Genomic DNA, 18,755 nt, shown 5'->3' on the forward strand with positions numbered 1-18,755 from the left:
TCTTGGAAAAACGATTTTACATTAAGGTGAATTTCATGAGCGTATTACGCCGACTAACTCTGCTGACTTTACCATTTTTTGTTACCGCTTGTGGTGCAGAAGAAAGTCAGGCTCAAACGGAGACTCCTGCGCAACAAGTGGCGCCAGCTGCACAAAGCGGCTTTGATGAAGCAGCATTAAAAACTAAGTTCTCAAAGCTTGGTTTATCTATCGTTGATATTCAACCATCAGACGTCGCTGGCTTATTGGAAATTCAAACCAATGGCGGGATCCTGTTTGCTTCAAATGATGGTAGCCATTTTATCGCCGGTACGCTTTATGCCATTAATGATGATGGCAGTTACAAAGATGTCATAGCAGAGCGTCAAGCGCCGCTTAACGCCGAGAAAATTGCGCAGTTCTCCGATAGCATGATCGAATACAAAGCCGACGATGAAAAGTACGTTGTGACCGTATTCACCGATATCACATGTGGTTACTGTGTGCGTCTGCATAGCCAAATGCAAGGCTATAATGATCTAGGTATTACAGTGCGTTACATGGCTTACCCTCGCCAAGGTGCAACTGGCCCTGTGGCAGAACAAATGGCAACGATTTGGTGTGCTGAAGATCCGGCGTCGGCAATGCACAACGCGAAAGTGAATCGTACATTTGATAACCCTGCGAAAGACCTGAAACAGTGTAAAGAAACCATCCAGGCGCATTACAATCTAGGTCGCCAATTGGGTATTTCTGGTACGCCAGCAATCTTCTTACCGAATGGCGAAATGGTTGGTGGCTACCTACCACCTGCAGAGCTATTGAAACGTTTAAAGCAACTATAATCCATTAGGAGCAGAGTCGGCAAAGTTGTCGGCTCTTTTAAGCATGATAGAAATTCAACGACGTCCTGAACCTGATCTTTCCCTTCTTCCTGATTCCATTCCTCCGATTCTTAAACGTATCTACATCAACCGTGGGATAACGGATCTTTCACAATTAGAAACGTCGGCCCGTGGGTTGCATTCATATCAAAAACTCGGGGGGATTGAGCAAGCTGTCGATCTTTTGTTTCAGGGGATAAAAGAACAAAAACGCATCATCGTTGTCGGTGATTTTGACGCTGATGGCGCGACAAGCTCAGCATTATCAGTACTCGCGCTGCGCATGCTTGGTAGTCACAATGTGGATTACCTAGTGCCAAATCGTTTTGAAGACGGTTATGGGTTAAGCCCAGAAGTCGTTGACCAAGCCTTAGAGCTTGGCGCTGAGATGATCATGACGGTGGATAACGGCGTCTCATCAATCGAAGGCGTGCGTTACGCAAAAGAAAATGGCATTACCGTGCTTGTTACCGATCACCACTTGCCAGGACAAGTGTTGCCTGATGTGGATGCAATGGTGAACCCAAACCTTGAGAGCTGTAGCTTTCCATCTAAAGCGCTTGCGGGTGTAGGGGTCGCGTTTTATCTCATGATGGCACTATGCGTTCATATGCGAAAACACAATTGGTTTGCAGAACAGGGGATGCAAGAGCCCAAGTTGATGGAACTGATTGACCTTGTTGCACTGGGTACCGTCGCCGACGTCGTTCCATTGGATGAAAACAACCGCATTCTTGTACACCAAGGCTTGCAACGTATTCGTGCGGGCAAAGCGCGTCCCGGCATCCAGGCATTAATTGAGGTCGCGAAGCGCGATGCGCGTCGTTTAGTTGCGTCCGATTTTGGCTTTGCTTTAGGTCCACGTATTAACGCTGCAGGTCGTCTTGATGACATGTCTTTCGGTGTTGAACTATTGATGTGTAACAACATCCACGCTGCTCGTCGCATGGCAAGTGAATTGGATGGCTTGAACCAAACTCGTAAAGAGATTGAAGAAGGCATGAAGCAAGAAGCGATGGCTTTCTGTGAGCGCCTTCAGTTTGGTGAAGGCAATGAGCTTCCTTATGGCCTAGCCTTGTTCCAACGTGATTGGCATCAAGGTGTGATTGGTATTTTGGCTTCGCGTATTAAAGAGAAGTTTCACCGTCCAGTCATTGCATTTGCTGATGGCGGAGAAGGGACGATTAAAGGCTCGTGTCGTTCTATTCCGGGGCTACACATGCGCGATGCGTTGGATTTCATCGACACGCAAAACCCGGGTTTGATCATCAAGTTTGGTGGACACGCCATGGCAGCAGGCTTAACGATTAAAGAGCAGGATTTTGAGCGTTTCAGTCGTTTGTTTGATGAAGTGGTAAAAAAGGAACTCGATGAAGCGGCGCTAAAAGGCGTGATCATGTCCGATGGCGAACTTAAGCCGGAAGAGTTCTCTATGCATGTTGCTGAACAGCTGCGATCGGGTGGCCCTTTTGGACAAGCTTTCCCAGAGCCAATCTTTGATGGTGAGTTTAAAGTACTGCATCAAAAGCTGGTGGGTGAGAAGCATCTTAAATTGATGTTAGAGCCGCTTTATAAAGGTCACCCTACCAATGTGATGATCGACGGTATCGCATTCAATGTTGATCTACGTCGATGGCCAGATGCATCGGTTAAAACAGTACGTCTCGCGTATAAGCTGGATGTGAATGAATTTCGTGGTAATCAATCATTGCAATTGATGATCGACCATATCGAAGCTAAGTAATACCTAGATTAACCTTTCTTATAGAGTACGGTTATCCCTAAGTGGGTGTAAAATTTTATGACCGTGCTCTCTCTCACCGCAATCTGATTTCTCATCCGAAATTTTCCTGTATCTCGGTCACATTTTTCAGTAGAATTTCTCGGTTAAATTCTATTCTAAAATGTTGAGTAAACATGTTTGAAATCAATCCAATTAAAAACCGTCTGCAGGACGTGTCTCAGCGCACAAATGTCCTGAGGGGGTATCTTTGACTATGACGCGAAGAAAGAGCGTCTAGAAGAAGTCAACGCAGAACTTGAACAACCAGATGTATGGAACGAACCTGAGCGTGCGCAAGCACTGGGTAAAGAGCGTGCATCACTAGAAGCGGTTGTTGAAACCATTGATCAACTAGAGCAAGGTGTGGAAGATGTAGAAGGTCTTCTTGAGCTGGCTGTAGAAGAAGAAGATCAAGAAACATTTGACGAAATTGAACCAGAACTCGCTGAGTTGGAAGAGAAGCTAGAAAAGCTTGAATTCCGTCGTATGTTCTCTGGCGACCACGATAGCTCTGATTGTTACATCGATTTGCAAGCTGGCTCTGGTGGTACAGAAGCACAAGACTGGACTAACATGCTGCTGCGTATGTACCTACGTTGGGCAGAAGCGAAGGGCTTCAAAGCTGAAGTGATTGAAGTCTCTGAAGGTGAAGTCGCGGGTCTTAAGTCGGCAACAGTTCGCATCTCTGGTGAATATGCGTACGGTTGGTTACGCACTGAAACGGGCGTTCATCGTCTTGTTCGTAAATCTCCGTTCGATTCAGGCGGTCGTCGCCATACGTCATTTGCTTCTGCGTTCATCTATCCAGAGATTGATGAAAACATCGACATCGACATTAATCCTTCCGACCTACGCATTGACGTTTACCGTGCGTCAGGCGCAGGTGGTCAGCACGTAAACACCACAGAATCTGCGGTACGTATTACGCACGTACCTACGAACACAGTGGTTCAGTGTCAGAATGACCGTTCTCAACATAAGAACAAAGATCAGGCAATGAAACAGCTTCGAGCGAAGCTATTTGAGCTTGAATTGCAAAAGCAAAATGCGGAAAAACAAGCTAATGAAGACGCTAAGTCTGACATTGGCTGGGGTAGCCAGATCCGTTCTTACGTATTGGATGACTCACGTATTAAGGACCTCCGTACGGGCATTGAAAACCGTAATACTCAAGCGGTTCTTGATGGCGATCTGGACAAATTTATTGAAGCTAGCCTGAAATCAGGTCTATAAAGCTTTTCACCGACAAAAACAGGATACATCGAAAATGACTGATGCTGTTCAAAACGAAACTGTACTAGAAGAAAATAAGCTGATTGCTGAACGCCGCGCTAAACTGGATGCAATCCGAAAGAGCTGCAAAGCGAACGGCCATCCAAACGACTTCCGTCGTGACGCACTAGCGGGCGACCTTCAGAAAGAGTTCGGTGAAAAGACGAAGGAAGAGCTAGAAGAGCTTAACCACGTAGTAGCAATCGCTGGCCGTATCATGGCTAAACGTGGTCCATTCTTGGTAATTCAAGAAACTTCTGGCCGTATCCAAGCTTATGCTGACAAAGCGGTTCAAAAAGTACTTAAAGAAAAATACCAAGGTCTAGATATCGGTGACATCATCGGTGTTAAAGGTGCACTTCATAAGTCTGGTAAGGGTGACCTATACGTGAACATGGAAGAGTACGAGTTGCTAACCAAAGCACTACGTCCACTTCCAGAAAAGTTCCACGGTCTAACTGACCAAGAGATGCGTTACCGCCAACGTTACGTTGACCTGATCGTTAACGAAGACTCTCGTCAAGCGTTCGTAGTACGTTCTAAAGTAATGTCTGCAATCCGCAACTTCATGATCTCTAAGCAGTTCATGGAAGTTGAAACGCCAATGATGCACGTTATCCCTGGCGGTGCGAGTGCGCGTCCATTCATCACGCACCACAACGCACTAGACATGCCAATGTACCTACGTATCGCGCCAGAGCTATACCTGAAGCGTCTAGTTGTTGGTGGTTTTGATCGCGTATTCGAAATCAACCGTAACTTCCGTAACGAAGGCCTTTCTCCACGCCACAACCCAGAATTCACAATGATGGAATTCTACATGGCGTACGCAGACTACAAAGATCTGATGGACCTAACTGAAGAACTACTAAGCTCAGTGGCGCAAGAAGTTCTAGGTTCAACGTCAATGCCTTACGGTGATGAAACGGTTGAGTTTGGTGGTACTTACACTCGTATGAGCATGTTCGAAGCAATCAAGCACTACAACCCAGACCACGCGCAAATCCAAGCGCTAACAGAAGAAGACCTACAAAACCGTGATCTAATGGTTTCTATCGCGAAATCTGTTCATGTTGAAGTAGAACCTTTCTGGACATGTGGTCAGCTTCTTGAAGAGATCTTTGGTGAAACAGCAGAACCTAAGCTAATGCAGCCTACGTTCATCACTGGTTACCCAGCAGATATTTCTCCGTTGGCTCGTCGTAGCGATGATAACCCGTTCTTTACAGACCGCTTTGAGTTCTTTATCGGTGGCCGTGAAGTAGCGAACGGTTTCTCAGAGCTTAACGATGCTGAAGACCAAGATGCACGCTTTAAAGCACAGGTTGAAGCGAAAGAGTCTGGTGACGACGAAGCAATGTTCTACGATGCAGACTACATCACTGCTCTAGAGCACGGCCTACCGCCAACAGCAGGCCAAGGTATCGGTATCGACCGTTTGGTTATGCTACTGACTAACACGCACACTATCCGTGACGTGATCCTATTCCCTGCAATGCGCCCGCAAGCGTAATTCGATAGGATGAGTAAAAAACCACCTTCGGGTGGTTTTTTTTTGCCTTTTAGTTAAGTTAATTCAAGTTGTTGCATTTGCTTTTTAATGGGATATGCAAATAAACATTCGCCAAATCTCAATCTATTGCATAGTCTTAATACTGAGACAGACGTGAGGGGGCGGAGTCTCGATAATGTTACCCGCTCGCAAAGATAAGTTTGTGGCACAAAATTTCTATTAACAATGAAAAAGGGTTAGAGAATGGCTGGGCAGTTTAAGATGGATTCCATCCCGGGATCGCTTGTGGTAGTTGGCGGTACTTATGAGCCTTGGTTATCGGTACTGGAGCAAGTGGGCTGGAAGTGTCACCAAGTAGGTGATTTACGCAAAGCTAATACGCTGTTAGAAGATATTGGTCCATGTATCGGTATTGTTGATCTCAGCCATGACGAGTTCAGCTTGAATGGCTTGGCGAACTTAGTCAGCTCTCACAAACACGTACGTTGGTTAGCGTTTATTCGTGAATCTCAGCTTGGCACTGACACCATATGCCAGTTCATTGTTAACTTTTGTATCGATTTTTTCACAGCGCCGATCCCAGATGCACAGTTATTAAGCACAATAGGTCACCAGCTTGGCATGCTTAAGTTGGAGAAAAAAGTTTGGCCTAGTTTTGGTAGCAGTTTAGATATGGGTTTGATCGGTGAATCTATCCCGATGAAACGTTTACGCGATCAAGTGAAGCGCATTGGTCCAACGGACGTCAGCATTCTGATTTCTGGGGAAAGTGGGACTGGTAAAGAGGCGGTTGCTAGGGCCATCCATAAAGTCTCTTCACGCTCTCATAAACCGTTTATGGCAATTAACTGTCGCGCACTCAATGAACAACGTTTCCAAGCTGAAGTATTTGGTATTAACGCCGATGAAGATATGGAAGCATGCCTGCTTGAACAAGCAGATGGTGGCACCGTGTTGTTTAATGACATTCTTACCATTTCAAAAGAGCAGCAAATGAATCTGCTGAGATTCTTGCAAGAAGGCACCATTGATACTAAAGATGGCGTAAAAGCGGTTAACGTGCGTATTCTTGCTGCTAACTCGTCGGATGTTGAAAAAGCTTTGATTGACGGTGACTTCAATGAAGAGCTTTACCATTACATCAACGTTCTGCGCATCAATGTCCCTAGCTTGAAAGAACGTGCGAGTGACATCGCATTGCTGGCTCGTTTCTACTTACAAGAGTTCTCAAAAGAGTACAACTCGCAAGCAAAAAGCTTTTCTGAGGATGCATTCAAGGCACTGACACGTTATTTCTGGCCTGGAAATGTGCGTGAGCTGATGAACCAAGTGAAGCGAGCGGTATTAATGTCCGACAGCGTAATGATTGAAGAGCATCACTTAGATTTACCTCAACGTAATGACTCAAAGCGCAGCTTGAAATCAATCCGAGAGAAGAGTGAACGTGATGCGTTGCTGGTTGTTTTGGAATCTCATTCTGGTCAAGTTTCAAATGCGGCGAAAGAGCTCGGAGTTTCGCGTGCAACCATGTATCGACTACTTAATAAACATAACTTGATTTCCGAACAAGCCATGTAGTTGGCCTTTCCCTGTGTTAAATAGGCGAATAAATACAATAAAAGAGAGTGGCCACAGAGCCGCTCTTTTTATTTTTGTTTGGTTTGATTTATAAAATCCGCAAATTTATATATTCCTCAGGTGAATATGTTATACATAAAAGTATATGAAACTAAATTGCGGTGTATTGATTTGTTTTTAATCAAAAAGGCAAAAAATGTTTGATATATATTCATCAAAGCTTACAATTTAACCGTAACTCAATGAGTTATACCTTTCATAAACGGATTAATTTTTAGCTAGGAGGCGCAAGATGAAACATTACGTTGTTAACACCACTGCTTGCGCTGATCGTATGCCTATCGCTCCGATAACCCTTAAATCGGATGATACCAATACCACTGGCTCACAAGATAAAAATTAATCCGTAACCTATCATATTTATTACTAGGCTGCGGGAAAGTAGCGGCTTAGTATCAACAGAATATTTCTGTTCATTTTACGCACTATTTTTCCCAGTCGAATACATCGATAATCGGAGAAAATATTATGCGTCACTCTATTTACTTACAATTGGCCACTTTGCTATTGAAAGCAGACCTTAAACGCGAAGAAAAGCAATGGCAGCGTACCATACGCCGAACTGCTCATGATATTCCATGGACGAATGTTCATCTATTGAGGGATATTGGTTTAGATCGCGATGGTCGTTCTACACGTGCCAATGTTCCGGATGCAGTAAAAGTTGAACGTCGAGTTCGTCATCTTCGTCGAGTTTTAACGTCGCGAATAATGACGTAATCGTTAGCGTGTTGGACTGACTGAGTTGCTAACGAGTCATTCAACACGCTTAACTTTTTATATGAAGTATGACTTCATTGGATAAACAGCTGATCTTGAAGGTCAGCTGTTTTCGTTTGAGGGGGGTACCGTTAAGGGCAAGGATTCGAGTAAGTTGTACCTATTGCTTGAATTTCAGTAAGTAGTTCGTCGCTAAGTTGCAAATCAATACTGTCGATATTGGCTTTTAATTGGTCTAGGTTTGTTGCACCGATAATGTTAGAAGCAACAAATGGACGCTGATTGACAAACGCGAGCGCCATTTGTGCAGGGTTTAGACCATGCTCTTGAGCTAAATTGACGTAAGCTTCGGTCGCTTTAACACCTTGCGGAGTGAAGTAGCGCGCAAAACGCTCCCACTTAGTGCATCGAGCGCCTTCAGGTTTTGCCCCGTTTAGGTATTTACCACTCAGGCAGCCAAATGCCAAAGGAGAGTAGGCAAGTAACTGAACGCCTTCGTAATGGCTGATTTCAGACAAGCCAACTTCGAAGCTGCGGTTCAATAAGTTATATGGGTTTTGAATGCAGACAATTCTTGGCAAATCGTGTTTTTCTGCCAAACGCAATAGCGACATCACACCCCACGGCGTCTCGTTGGATACGCCGATATAGCGCACTTTACCTGCATTCACTAATTCAGTAAGCGCTTCCAACGTTTCAATTAACGTGACTTCTTCTTGTTTGTCAGGGTATGGGTAGTTGAGTTGACCAAAGCAGTTGGTTTGACGCTGCGGCCAATGTAGTTGGTACAAATCGACATAATCGGTTTGTAGACGATTAAGGCTGTCATCAATTGCTGTATGGATGTGGCGACGATTAAGGCTCATGTTGTCTCTAATGTGAGGAACATTGCGAGGGCCTGCCACTTTTGTTGCCAGTACTACTTTCTCTCTTTTGCCGCTTTTTGCTAACCAATTACCGATGTATTGCTCGGTGAGCCCTTGTGTTTCCGAGTTTGGCGGTACAGGGTACATCTCTGCGGTATCGATGAAGTTCACCCCATGATCGAGGGCAAAGTCGAGCTGTTCAAAGGCGTCCTTTTCTGTGTTTTGCTCGCCAAACGTCATAGTGCCGAGGCAGATTTTACTGATCTCAAGTGATGAGTGCGGTAGTTTTGTGTATTGCATATCACGTCCTTGAAGAGTTACCGACTAAATAAGTGACTCCAATATAGGGGATTTGTAGCCGCAATCGCAAATGATTTACGTATAAAGGAAGAGCAAACTCGAAAGCTACAGTTAGCCTAACTACACTTAAATGATCGTGTGAAGGAGGTATGTTATGCAGAAGCATCAATTGGACATGTGGCTACATGGTCCACATAAAGATACTTATAAAACTCCCAAAGTATTTGTGATTGGGTGTTCTGATGTCTCTGACTATCTTTTAGCTGTGGAGTACAAGCATCAACTTGAGCCGATTAAAGACGGTGAAGACCCGATACATTTTGGCTCTCTAGACTTAGTAAAAGAAGAACTATTGAGGTTAGGGGTCGATAAAGCGTATTTAAGGCTGCGCAATGCGTATGACGAATGTGGCACTGAAGAGGCAGCCTCATACTGCGATATTGAGTTATCGCTCGTGACGCACTAAATAGCTGATATAGTTTTATTCTGGTTGAGTGTTAATGTAGTGCTTGAGTAAGATCTGTTCAGTAAACTGTGTTCTAAGGTAAAAGCCTCGGGGCAAAGTTTTCATCGGCTTACCATTTGAGTTATATGCTTCGGTGAGCGCTTTTGCATTTGCGGCTTTAGGGCGAAGATGCAGCGCTTCTCCGTGTCTGGCGGAAATTTGATCAAATCTTCCCAAGACGATCATCTCCATTAACTCTTCCCAGTCATTTCGCAAAATCCGTTCTTCTTCTTCATCTGGTGACCAAATGAGTGGACTGCCCACACGTCTTTCAGCGAGTGGGATTTCTCGTTCTCCTTCTACGGGTACCCAAAGCACACGAGATAGCTTGTTTCGAACATGACTTGTTTCCCATGTAAGACCATGAACACCAGTGAGGGGGGCCACAGAAACAAAGGTTGTTTCTAAAGGTTTGCCAGAGTAACTGATCGGAATACTTTTCAACTCGATCCCTAGTTTTGCGAAATCTTGTTGAGGTTTACTGCCAGCTGGAGCGCCCAAGTGCCATTCGAGTAATTGACCCACCCAACCTTTATCACGTTTTAAGTTTTCAGGAACAATCATATTCGCCTCGGCGGCCAACTCAGCAAAACTGAGTCCTGCCATATCATGCGCTCGTTCCAATAGCTCTGCTTCTGTTTGTGGTTCTGGTTTCATAGTTACAAGGTGGTATTACAAAAAATATAGTTTATCAAACTCCGACCAAATCTACTGTTTAAGATTTCACCGAGGCGGTGTAAGAACGATCAATTCATAACTTATCCACAGGTGGAGGAGATATAGATAAGATCCTGACGAGGTCTGTATGAATAAACAGGGGTTAAAATGCATTTTTGGGGTTGATTTTGTTGTAATCATCTAAACGAATAGCAGGTAAGTGTGGATAAATAGCCTGTTGGTGGATCTTTGACCGATCTGAGTTTGGTGAAAAGATCATCAAGAAATTGAAGATCGAATTATCGTTGTTTTTAAAAATAAATACTTTTTTATCAATGTTTTATGTTTGTTTTTTTGTTTATTCATTTGTTTTTCATTTGATGGGATTGAACTGAATTACTCATTTGAATTGAATTCTTCACAAAGTTATTCACAGAAAAGGTGAATAAATGTGGGCAATGTCTCACTCTTGTGTTGATAAGGTATGGTTTGATTAAAAGATATCCAAAAATGCTGAAAAGGTAATAAATCTTGCTCATATCACATCAGTAAGTTTGCTAGTAATGGGGATATGTGGAAAAATCACGGTAATAAAAAATTTATTCATAGAGGTTAGCCAGTGATAGATGGCGATGGTTACCGACTTAATGTTGGTATTGTGATATGTAATAACCATGGTCAGGTCTTCTGGGCTAAACGATACGGGCAACACTCATGGCAATTTCCACAAGGTGGGATTGACGAAGGTGAAACCCCTGAACAAGCCATGTTCAGGGAGTTATACGAAGAAGTCGGTTTAACGAAAAAAGACGTTAAGATCATTGCAACAAGTCGTCATTGGTTAAGATATAAGCTACCAAAGCGATTGGTGCGTTGGGACTCCAAGCCTGTTTGTATCGGCCAAAAACAGAAATGGTTTCTGCTGAGATTAGAATGCGATGAGTCTCGCATTAATATGCAACGCGGAAAATCCCCTGAATTTGATGGTTGGCGCTGGGTAAGTTACTGGTATCCAGTTAGGCAAGTTGTTTCTTTCAAGCGAGATGTTTATCGACGAGCGATGAAAGAATTTGCATCCTTAGCCATGCCTTTTCGAGAGAGAAAAGCGAAAGGGAAAAGAAAAAAGCAACGTAGAGGATAATCATGCTCAGTCAGCTAAGGGAAATAGTTGAGAAAGTCTCCAGGGTCGATGATGTGCATCTGGCACTCGATATATTGGTGAAAGAGACTTGTGCTGCCCTTAGTACTGAGTGCTGTACTATCTATCTTGCTAATGAAGAAATGCAGCGCCTTGAGTTAATGGCAACTCAAGGCCTTATTTTTGAAGGTGATAGTATTCATATCAACTTCAATGAAGGCTTGGTTGGGTTGGTAAAACGAAGCGCTGAACCCCTTAACCTTGCCGAAGCCTCAAAACACCCCGAGTTCAAATTCTTTCCTCAACTCGGCGAACAGATTTACCACTCTTTTTTAGCTACTCCAATCATTCATCGTAAACAAGTTTTAGGTGTGTTGGTGATCCAACAAAAAACACCGCGCTTGTTTAGTGAAATGGAAGAATCGTTTCTTGTTACTTTATCCGCTCAGTTAGCGGTGCTCATTGCACATGCGCAGAGTCTTGGGCATTGGCAGTTAGCATCTAAACCCACGGTATTAAAAGGTTTGCCTGCGTCTACTGGTGTCGCGATTGGAGAGTTTTGGTTCGACAATACCCAGCCGAGTTTATCGGATGTTTTCCCTTCGTCCACGTTAGATAAGGAACGCGAGCACGAGACATTACTGGTGGCCATAGAGCGAGCGTTAAATGACTTTCGCCGTATGCGGAAAAAGCTGGACAGTGAAATCAACAAAGATGCGCTTGCGATCTTCGATCTGTTTACTCACTTACTGAATGATCCGATGCTTCGCGGTGATTTGAAGAAGCAGATTGAAAAAGGAGATAGGGCAGACTGGGCGTTACGCCAAGTTGTAGAGTCATACTCGAATCGATTTGCCAGAATGTCGGATGTATACATGCGTGAAAGAGCGCAAGATATCCGAGAGTTAGGGCAAAGGCTGCTCTATTTTCTACACAACAGCGAGCAAGAAAATTCTGCAATTGATCGTCCCATTATTTTGGTGGCGAATGAACTCACTGCCACCTTGCTCGCTTCTGTACCTAAAGAGTTTTTGTTAGCTGTCGTATCATTAGAGGGAGGCGCTAACTCTCACGCTGCCATTTTATCTCGAGCTCTTGGGGTCCCTGCAGTCATGGGCGCCAACATTAATCCGGATGTGGTTAATGGCAAACTCGGGATAGTCGACGGCTATACGGGTGAGATCTTCTTAGAGCCAAACCGCCAGTTGTTGCGAGAGTATCGCAGCTTAGTAAGCGAAGAGTCTGAATTGTTTGCCATGGTAAACAAGGACCTCGCACTCCCTGCGGTTACGCAAGATAATCACCATATCGAAATTATGCTGAATGCGGGACTCAGTGCAGACAGTAATATTGCCATCAACACAGGTGTTGATGGTGTTGGGTTGTACCGAACTGAGATTGCATTTTTACTTCAGCATCACTTTCCTTCGGAAGATGAGCAGTATCATCAATACCAAGCAATACTTAACAGCTATCCGAATCAACGAGTAGTGATGCGTACTTTGGATATTGGTGGTGACAAACCTTTGCCGTATTTGCCCATCGAAGAAGATAATCCGTTTCTAGGCTGGCGTGGCATTCGTTTTACATTGGATCATCCAGACATTTTCTTGATCCAGCTGCGTGCAATGTTAAGAGCGAGTGCAGAAAGCGGAAACTTAAGTATCTTATTGCCAATGGTGTCAGGGGTAAAAGAGCTAGACGATGCCATTAGCTTGATTAATCAAGCTCACAGCGAAGCCGTTTTGCTTGATGATAGAATTCAATTCCCACAAATTGGGGTCATGATTGAAGTACCATCGATGGTGTATCTGTTGCCAACGATTGCTCACCGTGTTGATTTTGTTTCTGTCGGGACAAACGATTTAACTCAGTATTTATTAGCGGTAGATAGGAACAATTCGCGCGTAGCGGATGTCTATGAATCTATGCATCCTGCGGTACTGTTAGCGCTTAAGCAAATCCATGAGGTGTGTGATAAATATCAGGTGCCCGTGTGTATTTGTGGTGAGCTAGCGGGTGATCCATTTGGCGCTCTTCTCTTACTTGGGTTAGGGTATACCAGTTTGAGTATGAACACCTCCAACGTGGCTAAGGTGAAATATTTGATTCGTCATAGTCAACAAGAAGAATTAGAAAAATTAGCGGAGCAAGCAATGACAAAGTCCTATGGGGAGGACATTCATCAAATGATGCATGACTTCTTCATTCAACAGGGCTTTGCGGGCTTTATCCGTGCAGGTAAAAAGTAGGAAATCGTGACCGTCTCTTTATTTTTGTTATTGTTGGCGCTAGGCGCTTTTGTGGGTGTGATGGCGGGGTTACTCGGTATCGGTGGTGGTTTGATTGTTGTTCCTGCCTTGTTGTATTTGCTTCCTCTTGCTGGGATCTCTCCAGAAATGAGTATGCACATGGCCTTAGCCACTTCGTTAGCGAGTATTATTGTCACGTCTGGCTCATCGGCGATGAATCACCTTAAGCTCGGCAATGTCGATATGTTTGTCGTAAAATGGTTGATGCCTGGTGTGGTCATTGGTGGCTTTGTTGGTGCCAATATTGCTGAGTGGATCCCTACACACTATTTGCCGAAAGTGTTTGGTGTCATTGTTCTTTGCCTGTCAGTACAAATGTTTCGTTCCATTAAAGTTACGAGCAGTAAACCTATGCCGAGCAGCCCTGTGACTGTAGTTTACGGCACGGGAATTGGTGTCGTATCAAGCCTTGCTGGTATTGGTGGTGGCTCACTGTCGGTACCATTTTTAAATAAACATGGGATAGAGATGCGTAAAGCGGTGGGTTCATCCTCCGTTTGTGGTTGCGTGATTGCTATTTCTGGTATGATCGGCTTCATCTTACATGGCTATAAAGTGGAAGGCTTACCTTCATACAGTATTGGTTATGTTTATCTTCCCGCTTTATTAGCGATTGCTATGGCCTCGATGCTCACAACAAAAGTGGGTGCGAAGCTGGCAACTAACCTTCCAACTGCGGTATTAAAAAAGATATTCGCGGTGTTCTTAATGTTTGTTGCAGCGACCATGCTGCTCTAAGTTTGTACCCAAGTCATTCTCGCTGAACCAAGCATCTAGAGGTTACTTGGGTATATTTATTTTGTTGTGATAAGAAGAGAATGATTTATGTCTCAGGGATATATTGAATTTCCCAATATTGATCCGGTTTTAATCTCTATTGGTCCTGTTTCGGTTCGTTGGTACGGTTTGATGTACCTTGTGGGCTTTATGTTTGCTCTATGGTTAGCGAACCGACGTGCGGATAAGCCTGGAAGTGGTTGGACACGAGAGCAGGTTTCTGATTTGTTGTTCGCAGGCTTCCTTGGCGTGGTGATTGGTGGCCGTGTAGGCTACGTGCTTTTCTACAATTTTGAGCTCTTCCTGGCTGACCCTTTGTATCTATTTAAAGTGTGGACCGGTGGTATGTCTTTCCACGGCGGCTTACTGGGTGTGATTACTGCGATGTTCTGGTATGCACACAAAAACGGGCGAACTTTCTTCGGTGTTGCTGACTTTATCGCGCCGCTTGTGCCATTTGGTTTGGGTATGGGGCGTTTAGGTAACTTCATGAACAGCGAGTTGTGGGGCCGAGTAACGGATGTGCCTTGGGCGATCGTTTTCCCAAATGGCGGTCCACTGCCACGTCATCCATCGCAGCTTTATGAAATGGCGCTTGAAGGTATCGTACTTTTCTTCATCTTGAATTGGTTCATCAAGAAACCTCGTCCTCTAGGTTCTGTTTCAGGGCTATTTTTAGCTGGATATGGTACATTCCGCTTCTTAGTTGAGTACGTGCGCGAACCAGACGCTCATTTGGGTTTATTCGGTGGCTTTATTTCCATGGGACAGATTTTATCCCTGCCAATGGTGGTTATCGGTGTCCTCATGATGGTTTGGGCATACAAACGTGGTCATTACAAAGACGAATTACCACAAAAGACGAAGTAAGGTATTGGTGTGAAACAGTATTTAGATTTGTGTCAACGCATCGTTGACCAAGGTGTTTGGGTTGAAAATGAGCGTACAGGCAAGCGCTGCCTGACCGTAATCAACGCGGATTTAACCTACGATGTTGCGAACAATCAATTTCCGTTGGTCACCACACGTAAAAGTTTTTGGAAAGCAGCCGTTGCAGAGCTACTAGGGTACATTCGTGGTTACGATAATGCGGAAGATTTTCGTAAGCTGGGCACGAAAACCTGGGATGCCAATGCCAACCTAAATGATGCCTGGTTGAATAACCCATACCGTAAAGGCGAAGACGACATGGGCCGTGTCTATGGGGTTCAAGGGCGCGCCTGGGCGAAACCTGATGGTGGTCATGTTGACCAGCTACGTAAGATAGTGGATGACTTAACGCGTGGCGTTGATGACCGCGGTGAAATCTTGAACTTCTACAACCCGGGTGAGTTCCACATGGGGTGCTTGCGTCCTTGTATGTACAGTCACCATTTTTCATTGCTGGATGATACGCTTTACCTGAATAGTACTCAGCGTTCGTGTGATGTACCGCTTGGCTTAAACTTCAATATGGTTCAAGTTTACGTGTTCTTGGCGATTATTGCGCAAATTACGGGCAAGAAACCTGGTCAGGCATTTCATAAGATTGTGAATGCTCACATTTATGAAGACCAGCTTGAACTGATGCGCGATGTTCAGTTGAAACGTGAGCCATTAAAAGCGCCGACGTTCCATATCAACCCAGAGATTAAATCTCTAGAAGATTTGGAAACATGGGTCACACTGGATGACTTTTGGGTTGAAGGGTACGAGCATCACGATCCTATTCGTTACCCATTCTCAGTGTAACGAGTATCGTTCTTCAAGATATAGAAAAAGCTCCGAATGGAGCTTTTTTCTTTTTTGTACTTAGAAGGTATTATTTTAGTGCACTGACAATATAACGGTGAATTGGGTTGGTCTGCATCGGTTTGGACAGTGCCGGGCTAATAAACTTAGGTTGAGTGAATATTTCTTTACTCACTAATGAACGGATAAGCTCAAAGTACTTCAGCTCCGTTTTCCCGCACAACAATAGTGAAAAGTCATCGCCCAATTTATCATAGGCATTGAGCACCTCTCGGAATCCTCTAAGATACAAGTAATCCTTCGTTAAACCTCCACCTCGATACACTCGGGCAGTCGTTGTAAATGCTTGAAGATCAGAAGCTTTATACTGTTCTTTTAATAGCATGAACGTATGGCGGAAATCGCGATCCTTGATCATCGACTCTACTGCCAGAACTCGTAAGGCTAAGGTTCTTAGGCGCTTGATACTGAAATGTCCTGACAGATACTCACATAATATAGCCAGCCCTTCTTGAGTGTTGGTATTGGCAGGACAACCTAAGCTCAGGACTTTTAGCGGTTGTTGACGACCGTTAAGCGTAGTCAGGAGATGTACTCCCATTTCATGATGTGCAAGAGCCTCCAGCTCATCAGTGGTGATGTACGCCGCGTGGTTAATTTTGACTCGAGACCCTGAAACTAGTGCGTTTGCTAACATCCCGTCCAACACCTGTATTTCACATTCATACCCATTGCGTTGAGCAAAATTTTGCATGAAACGTGCTATTGCACGGCTATCGTGCTGAGGTTCTTTTTCTTCTTCTGTAGGAAGGTGCAATATGAAATGGGCGTTGGCAATATCTTTGGCGCTCGGTTCCCCATAATAGCGTAAGGAGTTATAAAGAAACTCTTGCGTGCCGATGGTATTCACTTGATCCAGTTTATCTGCATAAGACTGAATTACATCCGCGTATAGCCTCTGCAGTTGGGTGTCTTGAATGTTTTCTAGAGGTAGCTCATATAGGCGTCGCTTTGCGCTGTGGGTATCTACGTTAGTAATTGAATATTGAAAATTAGGCTCTTGAGAATATTTGTTTTTAATGAAACGTTCTCTTTCTTGAGCATAATTAAGAGGATTCACGCTACTGAGGATATCAATATCAGCAACCAGTTGGGTTAGGTTTTCGTCTATTGCGAGTAGCTGATCAGAAATAGCGTCATTAAGCTGCGTCATGTTGTCGACTCCAAATGAGATAGCTCAGCATAAGCATGCTGATGTGGCTCAAATTATCACCGGACAATCGATTTGAACAGTTTAATTATCATAAAAAAGGCTCCACGATGTGGAGCCTAAACAATAAGCGATGGTATGTCGTTGTTGTTACGTTGTTAGGGCTAGAATTGCACCTGGTAGAATAACGAATACTGACATTAGGTAACCACCAACAACAGCTTTATTCTTAATAGCCATTTCAGAAATCATCTCAGCGCCTTTAACCGGAATCTCACGTAGGAATGGAATTCCAAAGATAAACAGCGTCGCCATGATGTTAAATACTAAGTGGACTAGAGCGATTTGTAGTGCGAATACTGCGAACTCTCCAGATACCGCTGTCGCTGCTAGTAGTGCCGTAATACAAGTACCAATGTTAGCACCCAGAGTGAAAGGGTAGATATCTCGTACTTTCAACACGCCAGTACCAACCAACGGAACCATTAAACTTGTCGTGGTTGAGGAAGATTGTACTAGAACGGTCACGATTGAGCCTGATACGATGCCGTGAATAGGACCACGACCGATGGCGTTTTTCAAAATTTCACGTGCGCGACCAACCATTAGGCTCTTCATCAATTTACCCATCACTGTGATTGCAACGAAGATAGTCGCAATACCCAAAGCAATAAGCATGACGCCGCCAACAGTATCACCGAAGGTAGAAAGTGGCTCTTTAATTGCGCCTACGACTGGCTTTGTAATTGGTTTAATAAAGTTGAAGCCTTTAATGCTCATATCACCAGTAGCAAGCAGTGGAGAAACAAGCCAGTGAGAAACTTTCTCTAAAATGCCGAACATCATTTCCAACGGAAGGAAAATAGCGACAGCAAGCAAGTTGAAGAAGTCGTGAATGGTTGCACTTGCAAATGCACGTTTGAACTCTTCTTTACAGCGCACGTGGCCAAGAGATACAAGCGTATTGGTCACTGTGGTACCAATGTTAGCACCCATCACCATAGGGATAGCGGTTTCTACAGGTAAGCCACCTGCAACCAAGCCTACAATAATAGACGTTACAGTACTTGAAGACTGAATTAAGGCTGTTGCCACCAAGCCGATCATTAGACCTGCAACTGGGTGTGCGGCAAATTCAAATAGCACCTTAGCTTGATCGCCAGTTGCCCATTTAAAGCCACTACCAACCATAGATACTGCTAGAAGAAGCAGATATAACATGAATGCCAAGTTAGCCCAGCGTAACCAACGAGCTGTGCTCGAAATTGGTGCCACTGTTGAAGTAGCTTGGTTCATCATAATTTTCTCCGTTGACCTTTCAGTTCATTTTTCGGTCTGTAGTTGAATCTGCGGGCGATGTTAGAGAATAAATATTTCAGTAATATTACAGATTTCTTGCTGTGAGAGATTTTTATTGTTCTTTTTGATAATGGCGTAAAAGAAGAAGAAAATTAATTTTTAACTTGTTGA

The 18,755-nt window shown here is 44.1% G+C and carries 16 protein-coding genes; 12 read left to right on the top strand and 4 right to left on the bottom strand.

Going from position 1 to position 18,755, the window contains the following annotated elements; translation table 11 throughout:
- Positions 1-35 precede the first annotated feature (35 nt).
- The 6 genes from dsbC (at position 36) to IJ23_RS09400 (ending at position 7,789) form a co-directional block, all read left to right on the top strand.
- Complete coding sequence (gene dsbC, locus IJ23_RS09375; RefSeq protein WP_005381786.1) at positions 36-824, top strand: bifunctional protein-disulfide isomerase/oxidoreductase DsbC; 789 nt, start codon at positions 36-38, stop codon at positions 822-824.
- Positions 825-867: 43 nt separating this feature from the next.
- A complete protein-coding gene (gene recJ, locus IJ23_RS09380) occupies positions 868-2,607 on the top strand; it encodes a single-stranded-DNA-specific exonuclease RecJ (RefSeq protein ID WP_017635068.1) in 1,740 nt (579 codons plus the stop codon).
- A gap of 173 nt (positions 2,608-2,780) precedes the next feature.
- Positions 2,781-3,879 (top strand): peptide chain release factor 2 gene (gene prfB / locus IJ23_RS09385; protein ID WP_100068604.1). Its coding sequence is split into 2 segments (ribosomal slippage): positions 2,781-2,855 and positions 2,857-3,879, totalling 1,098 coding nucleotides; the frame shifts between segments, so codons are not numbered across the junction.
- A gap of 34 nt (positions 3,880-3,913) precedes the next feature.
- The gene (gene lysS, locus IJ23_RS09390; protein ID WP_005382861.1) at positions 3,914-5,431 is read left to right on the top strand and encodes a lysine--tRNA ligase; all 1,518 of its coding nucleotides are present in this window, start codon (positions 3,914-3,916) and stop codon (positions 5,429-5,431) included.
- A 243-nt stretch (positions 5,432-5,674) separates the two neighbouring features.
- Positions 5,675-7,009 carry a cyclic-di-GMP-binding transcriptional regulator VpsR gene (vpsR, locus tag IJ23_RS09395; protein ID WP_017635067.1) on the top strand — a complete coding sequence of 445 codons (1,335 nt, stop codon included), beginning with the start codon at positions 5,675-5,677 and terminating at the stop codon, positions 7,007-7,009.
- 528 nt (positions 7,010-7,537) lie between these two features.
- Entirely contained in the window at positions 7,538-7,789 is a 252-nt protein-coding gene (locus IJ23_RS09400; RefSeq protein ID WP_005381776.1) for a hypothetical protein, read from the top strand.
- A 131-nt stretch (positions 7,790-7,920) separates the two neighbouring features.
- Here the strand turns inward: IJ23_RS09400 and IJ23_RS09405 are convergent, their stop codons facing one another.
- The gene (locus IJ23_RS09405; RefSeq protein ID WP_033906108.1) at positions 7,921-8,955 is read right to left on the bottom strand and encodes an NADP(H)-dependent aldo-keto reductase; all 1,035 of its coding nucleotides are present in this window, start codon (positions 8,953-8,955) and stop codon (positions 7,921-7,923) included.
- A gap of 154 nt (positions 8,956-9,109) precedes the next feature.
- Here IJ23_RS09405 and IJ23_RS09410 point away from each other — a divergent pair, with 154 nt between their 5' ends.
- Complete coding sequence (locus IJ23_RS09410; RefSeq protein WP_005381772.1) at positions 9,110-9,421, top strand: DUF6482 family protein; 312 nt, start codon at positions 9,110-9,112, stop codon at positions 9,419-9,421.
- Positions 9,422-9,436: 15 nt separating this feature from the next.
- On the opposite strand, the gene mutH is transcribed toward IJ23_RS09410, so the two are convergent.
- Positions 9,437-10,117 carry a DNA mismatch repair endonuclease MutH gene (mutH, locus tag IJ23_RS09415; protein WP_017821501.1) on the bottom strand — a complete coding sequence of 227 codons (681 nt, stop codon included), beginning with the start codon at positions 10,115-10,117 and terminating at the stop codon, positions 9,437-9,439.
- Between the two features lie 619 nt (positions 10,118-10,736).
- Here mutH and rppH point away from each other — a divergent pair.
- From rppH to IJ23_RS09440, 5 genes are all read left to right on the top strand, one after another.
- Positions 10,737-11,258 (top strand): RNA pyrophosphohydrolase, encoded by a 522-nt coding sequence (gene rppH, locus IJ23_RS09420; RefSeq protein ID WP_005381953.1) that lies wholly within the window; start codon positions 10,737-10,739, stop codon positions 11,256-11,258.
- A 2-nt stretch (positions 11,259-11,260) separates the two neighbouring features.
- On the top strand, positions 11,261-13,507 hold the full coding sequence (ptsP, locus tag IJ23_RS09425; protein WP_033906109.1) for a phosphoenolpyruvate--protein phosphotransferase: 2,247 nt from the start codon (positions 11,261-11,263) through the stop codon (positions 13,505-13,507).
- A gap of 6 nt (positions 13,508-13,513) precedes the next feature.
- Positions 13,514-14,305: a sulfite exporter TauE/SafE family protein gene (locus tag IJ23_RS09430; protein WP_005385965.1), complete on the top strand. Its 792-nt coding sequence runs from the start codon at positions 13,514-13,516 to the stop codon at positions 14,303-14,305.
- 87 nt (positions 14,306-14,392) lie between these two features.
- A complete protein-coding gene (gene lgt / locus IJ23_RS09435) occupies positions 14,393-15,214 on the top strand; it encodes a prolipoprotein diacylglyceryl transferase (RefSeq protein ID WP_005381948.1) in 822 nt (273 codons plus the stop codon).
- Between the two features lie 9 nt (positions 15,215-15,223).
- A complete protein-coding gene (locus IJ23_RS09440) occupies positions 15,224-16,075 on the top strand; it encodes a thymidylate synthase (protein ID WP_017636170.1) in 852 nt (283 codons plus the stop codon).
- Positions 16,076-16,145: 70 nt separating this feature from the next.
- On the opposite strand, the gene IJ23_RS09445 is transcribed toward IJ23_RS09440, so the two are convergent.
- Complete coding sequence (locus IJ23_RS09445; protein WP_017636169.1) at positions 16,146-17,288, bottom strand: flavohemoglobin expression-modulating QEGLA motif protein; 1,143 nt, start codon at positions 17,286-17,288, stop codon at positions 16,146-16,148.
- 147 nt (positions 17,289-17,435) lie between these two features.
- Positions 17,436-18,581: a Na/Pi symporter gene (locus IJ23_RS09450; protein WP_025768431.1), complete on the bottom strand. Its 1,146-nt coding sequence runs from the start codon at positions 18,579-18,581 to the stop codon at positions 17,436-17,438.
- Positions 18,582-18,755 lie beyond the last annotated feature (174 nt).

The organism is Vibrio sp. OY15, from assembly GCF_000742455.1.
Classification (GTDB): Bacteria; Pseudomonadota; Gammaproteobacteria; order Enterobacterales; family Vibrionaceae; genus Vibrio; species Vibrio alginolyticus.

Coding starts and splice junctions, on each gene's coding strand:
- dsbC (WP_005381786.1), top strand. CDS start 36: ATGAGCGTATTACGCCGACTAACTCTGCTGACTTTACCATTTTTTGTT.
- recJ (WP_017635068.1), top strand. CDS start 868: ATGATAGAAATTCAACGACGTCCTGAACCTGATCTTTCCCTTCTTCCT.
- lysS (WP_005382861.1), top strand. CDS start 3,914: ATGACTGATGCTGTTCAAAACGAAACTGTACTAGAAGAAAATAAGCTG.
- vpsR (WP_017635067.1), top strand. CDS start 5,675: ATGGCTGGGCAGTTTAAGATGGATTCCATCCCGGGATCGCTTGTGGTA.
- IJ23_RS09400 (WP_005381776.1), top strand. CDS start 7,538: ATGCGTCACTCTATTTACTTACAATTGGCCACTTTGCTATTGAAAGCA.
- IJ23_RS09405 (WP_033906108.1), bottom strand. CDS start 8,955: ATGCAATACACAAAACTACCGCACTCATCACTTGAGATCAGTAAAATC.
- IJ23_RS09410 (WP_005381772.1), top strand. CDS start 9,110: ATGCAGAAGCATCAATTGGACATGTGGCTACATGGTCCACATAAAGAT.
- mutH (WP_017821501.1), bottom strand. CDS start 10,117: ATGAAACCAGAACCACAAACAGAAGCAGAGCTATTGGAACGAGCGCAT.
- ptsP (WP_033906109.1), top strand. CDS start 11,261: ATGCTCAGTCAGCTAAGGGAAATAGTTGAGAAAGTCTCCAGGGTCGAT.
- lgt (WP_005381948.1), top strand. CDS start 14,393: ATGTCTCAGGGATATATTGAATTTCCCAATATTGATCCGGTTTTAATC.
- IJ23_RS09445 (WP_017636169.1), bottom strand. CDS start 17,288: ATGACGCAGCTTAATGACGCTATTTCTGATCAGCTACTCGCAATAGAC.
- IJ23_RS09450 (WP_025768431.1), bottom strand. CDS start 18,581: ATGAACCAAGCTACTTCAACAGTGGCACCAATTTCGAGCACAGCTCGT.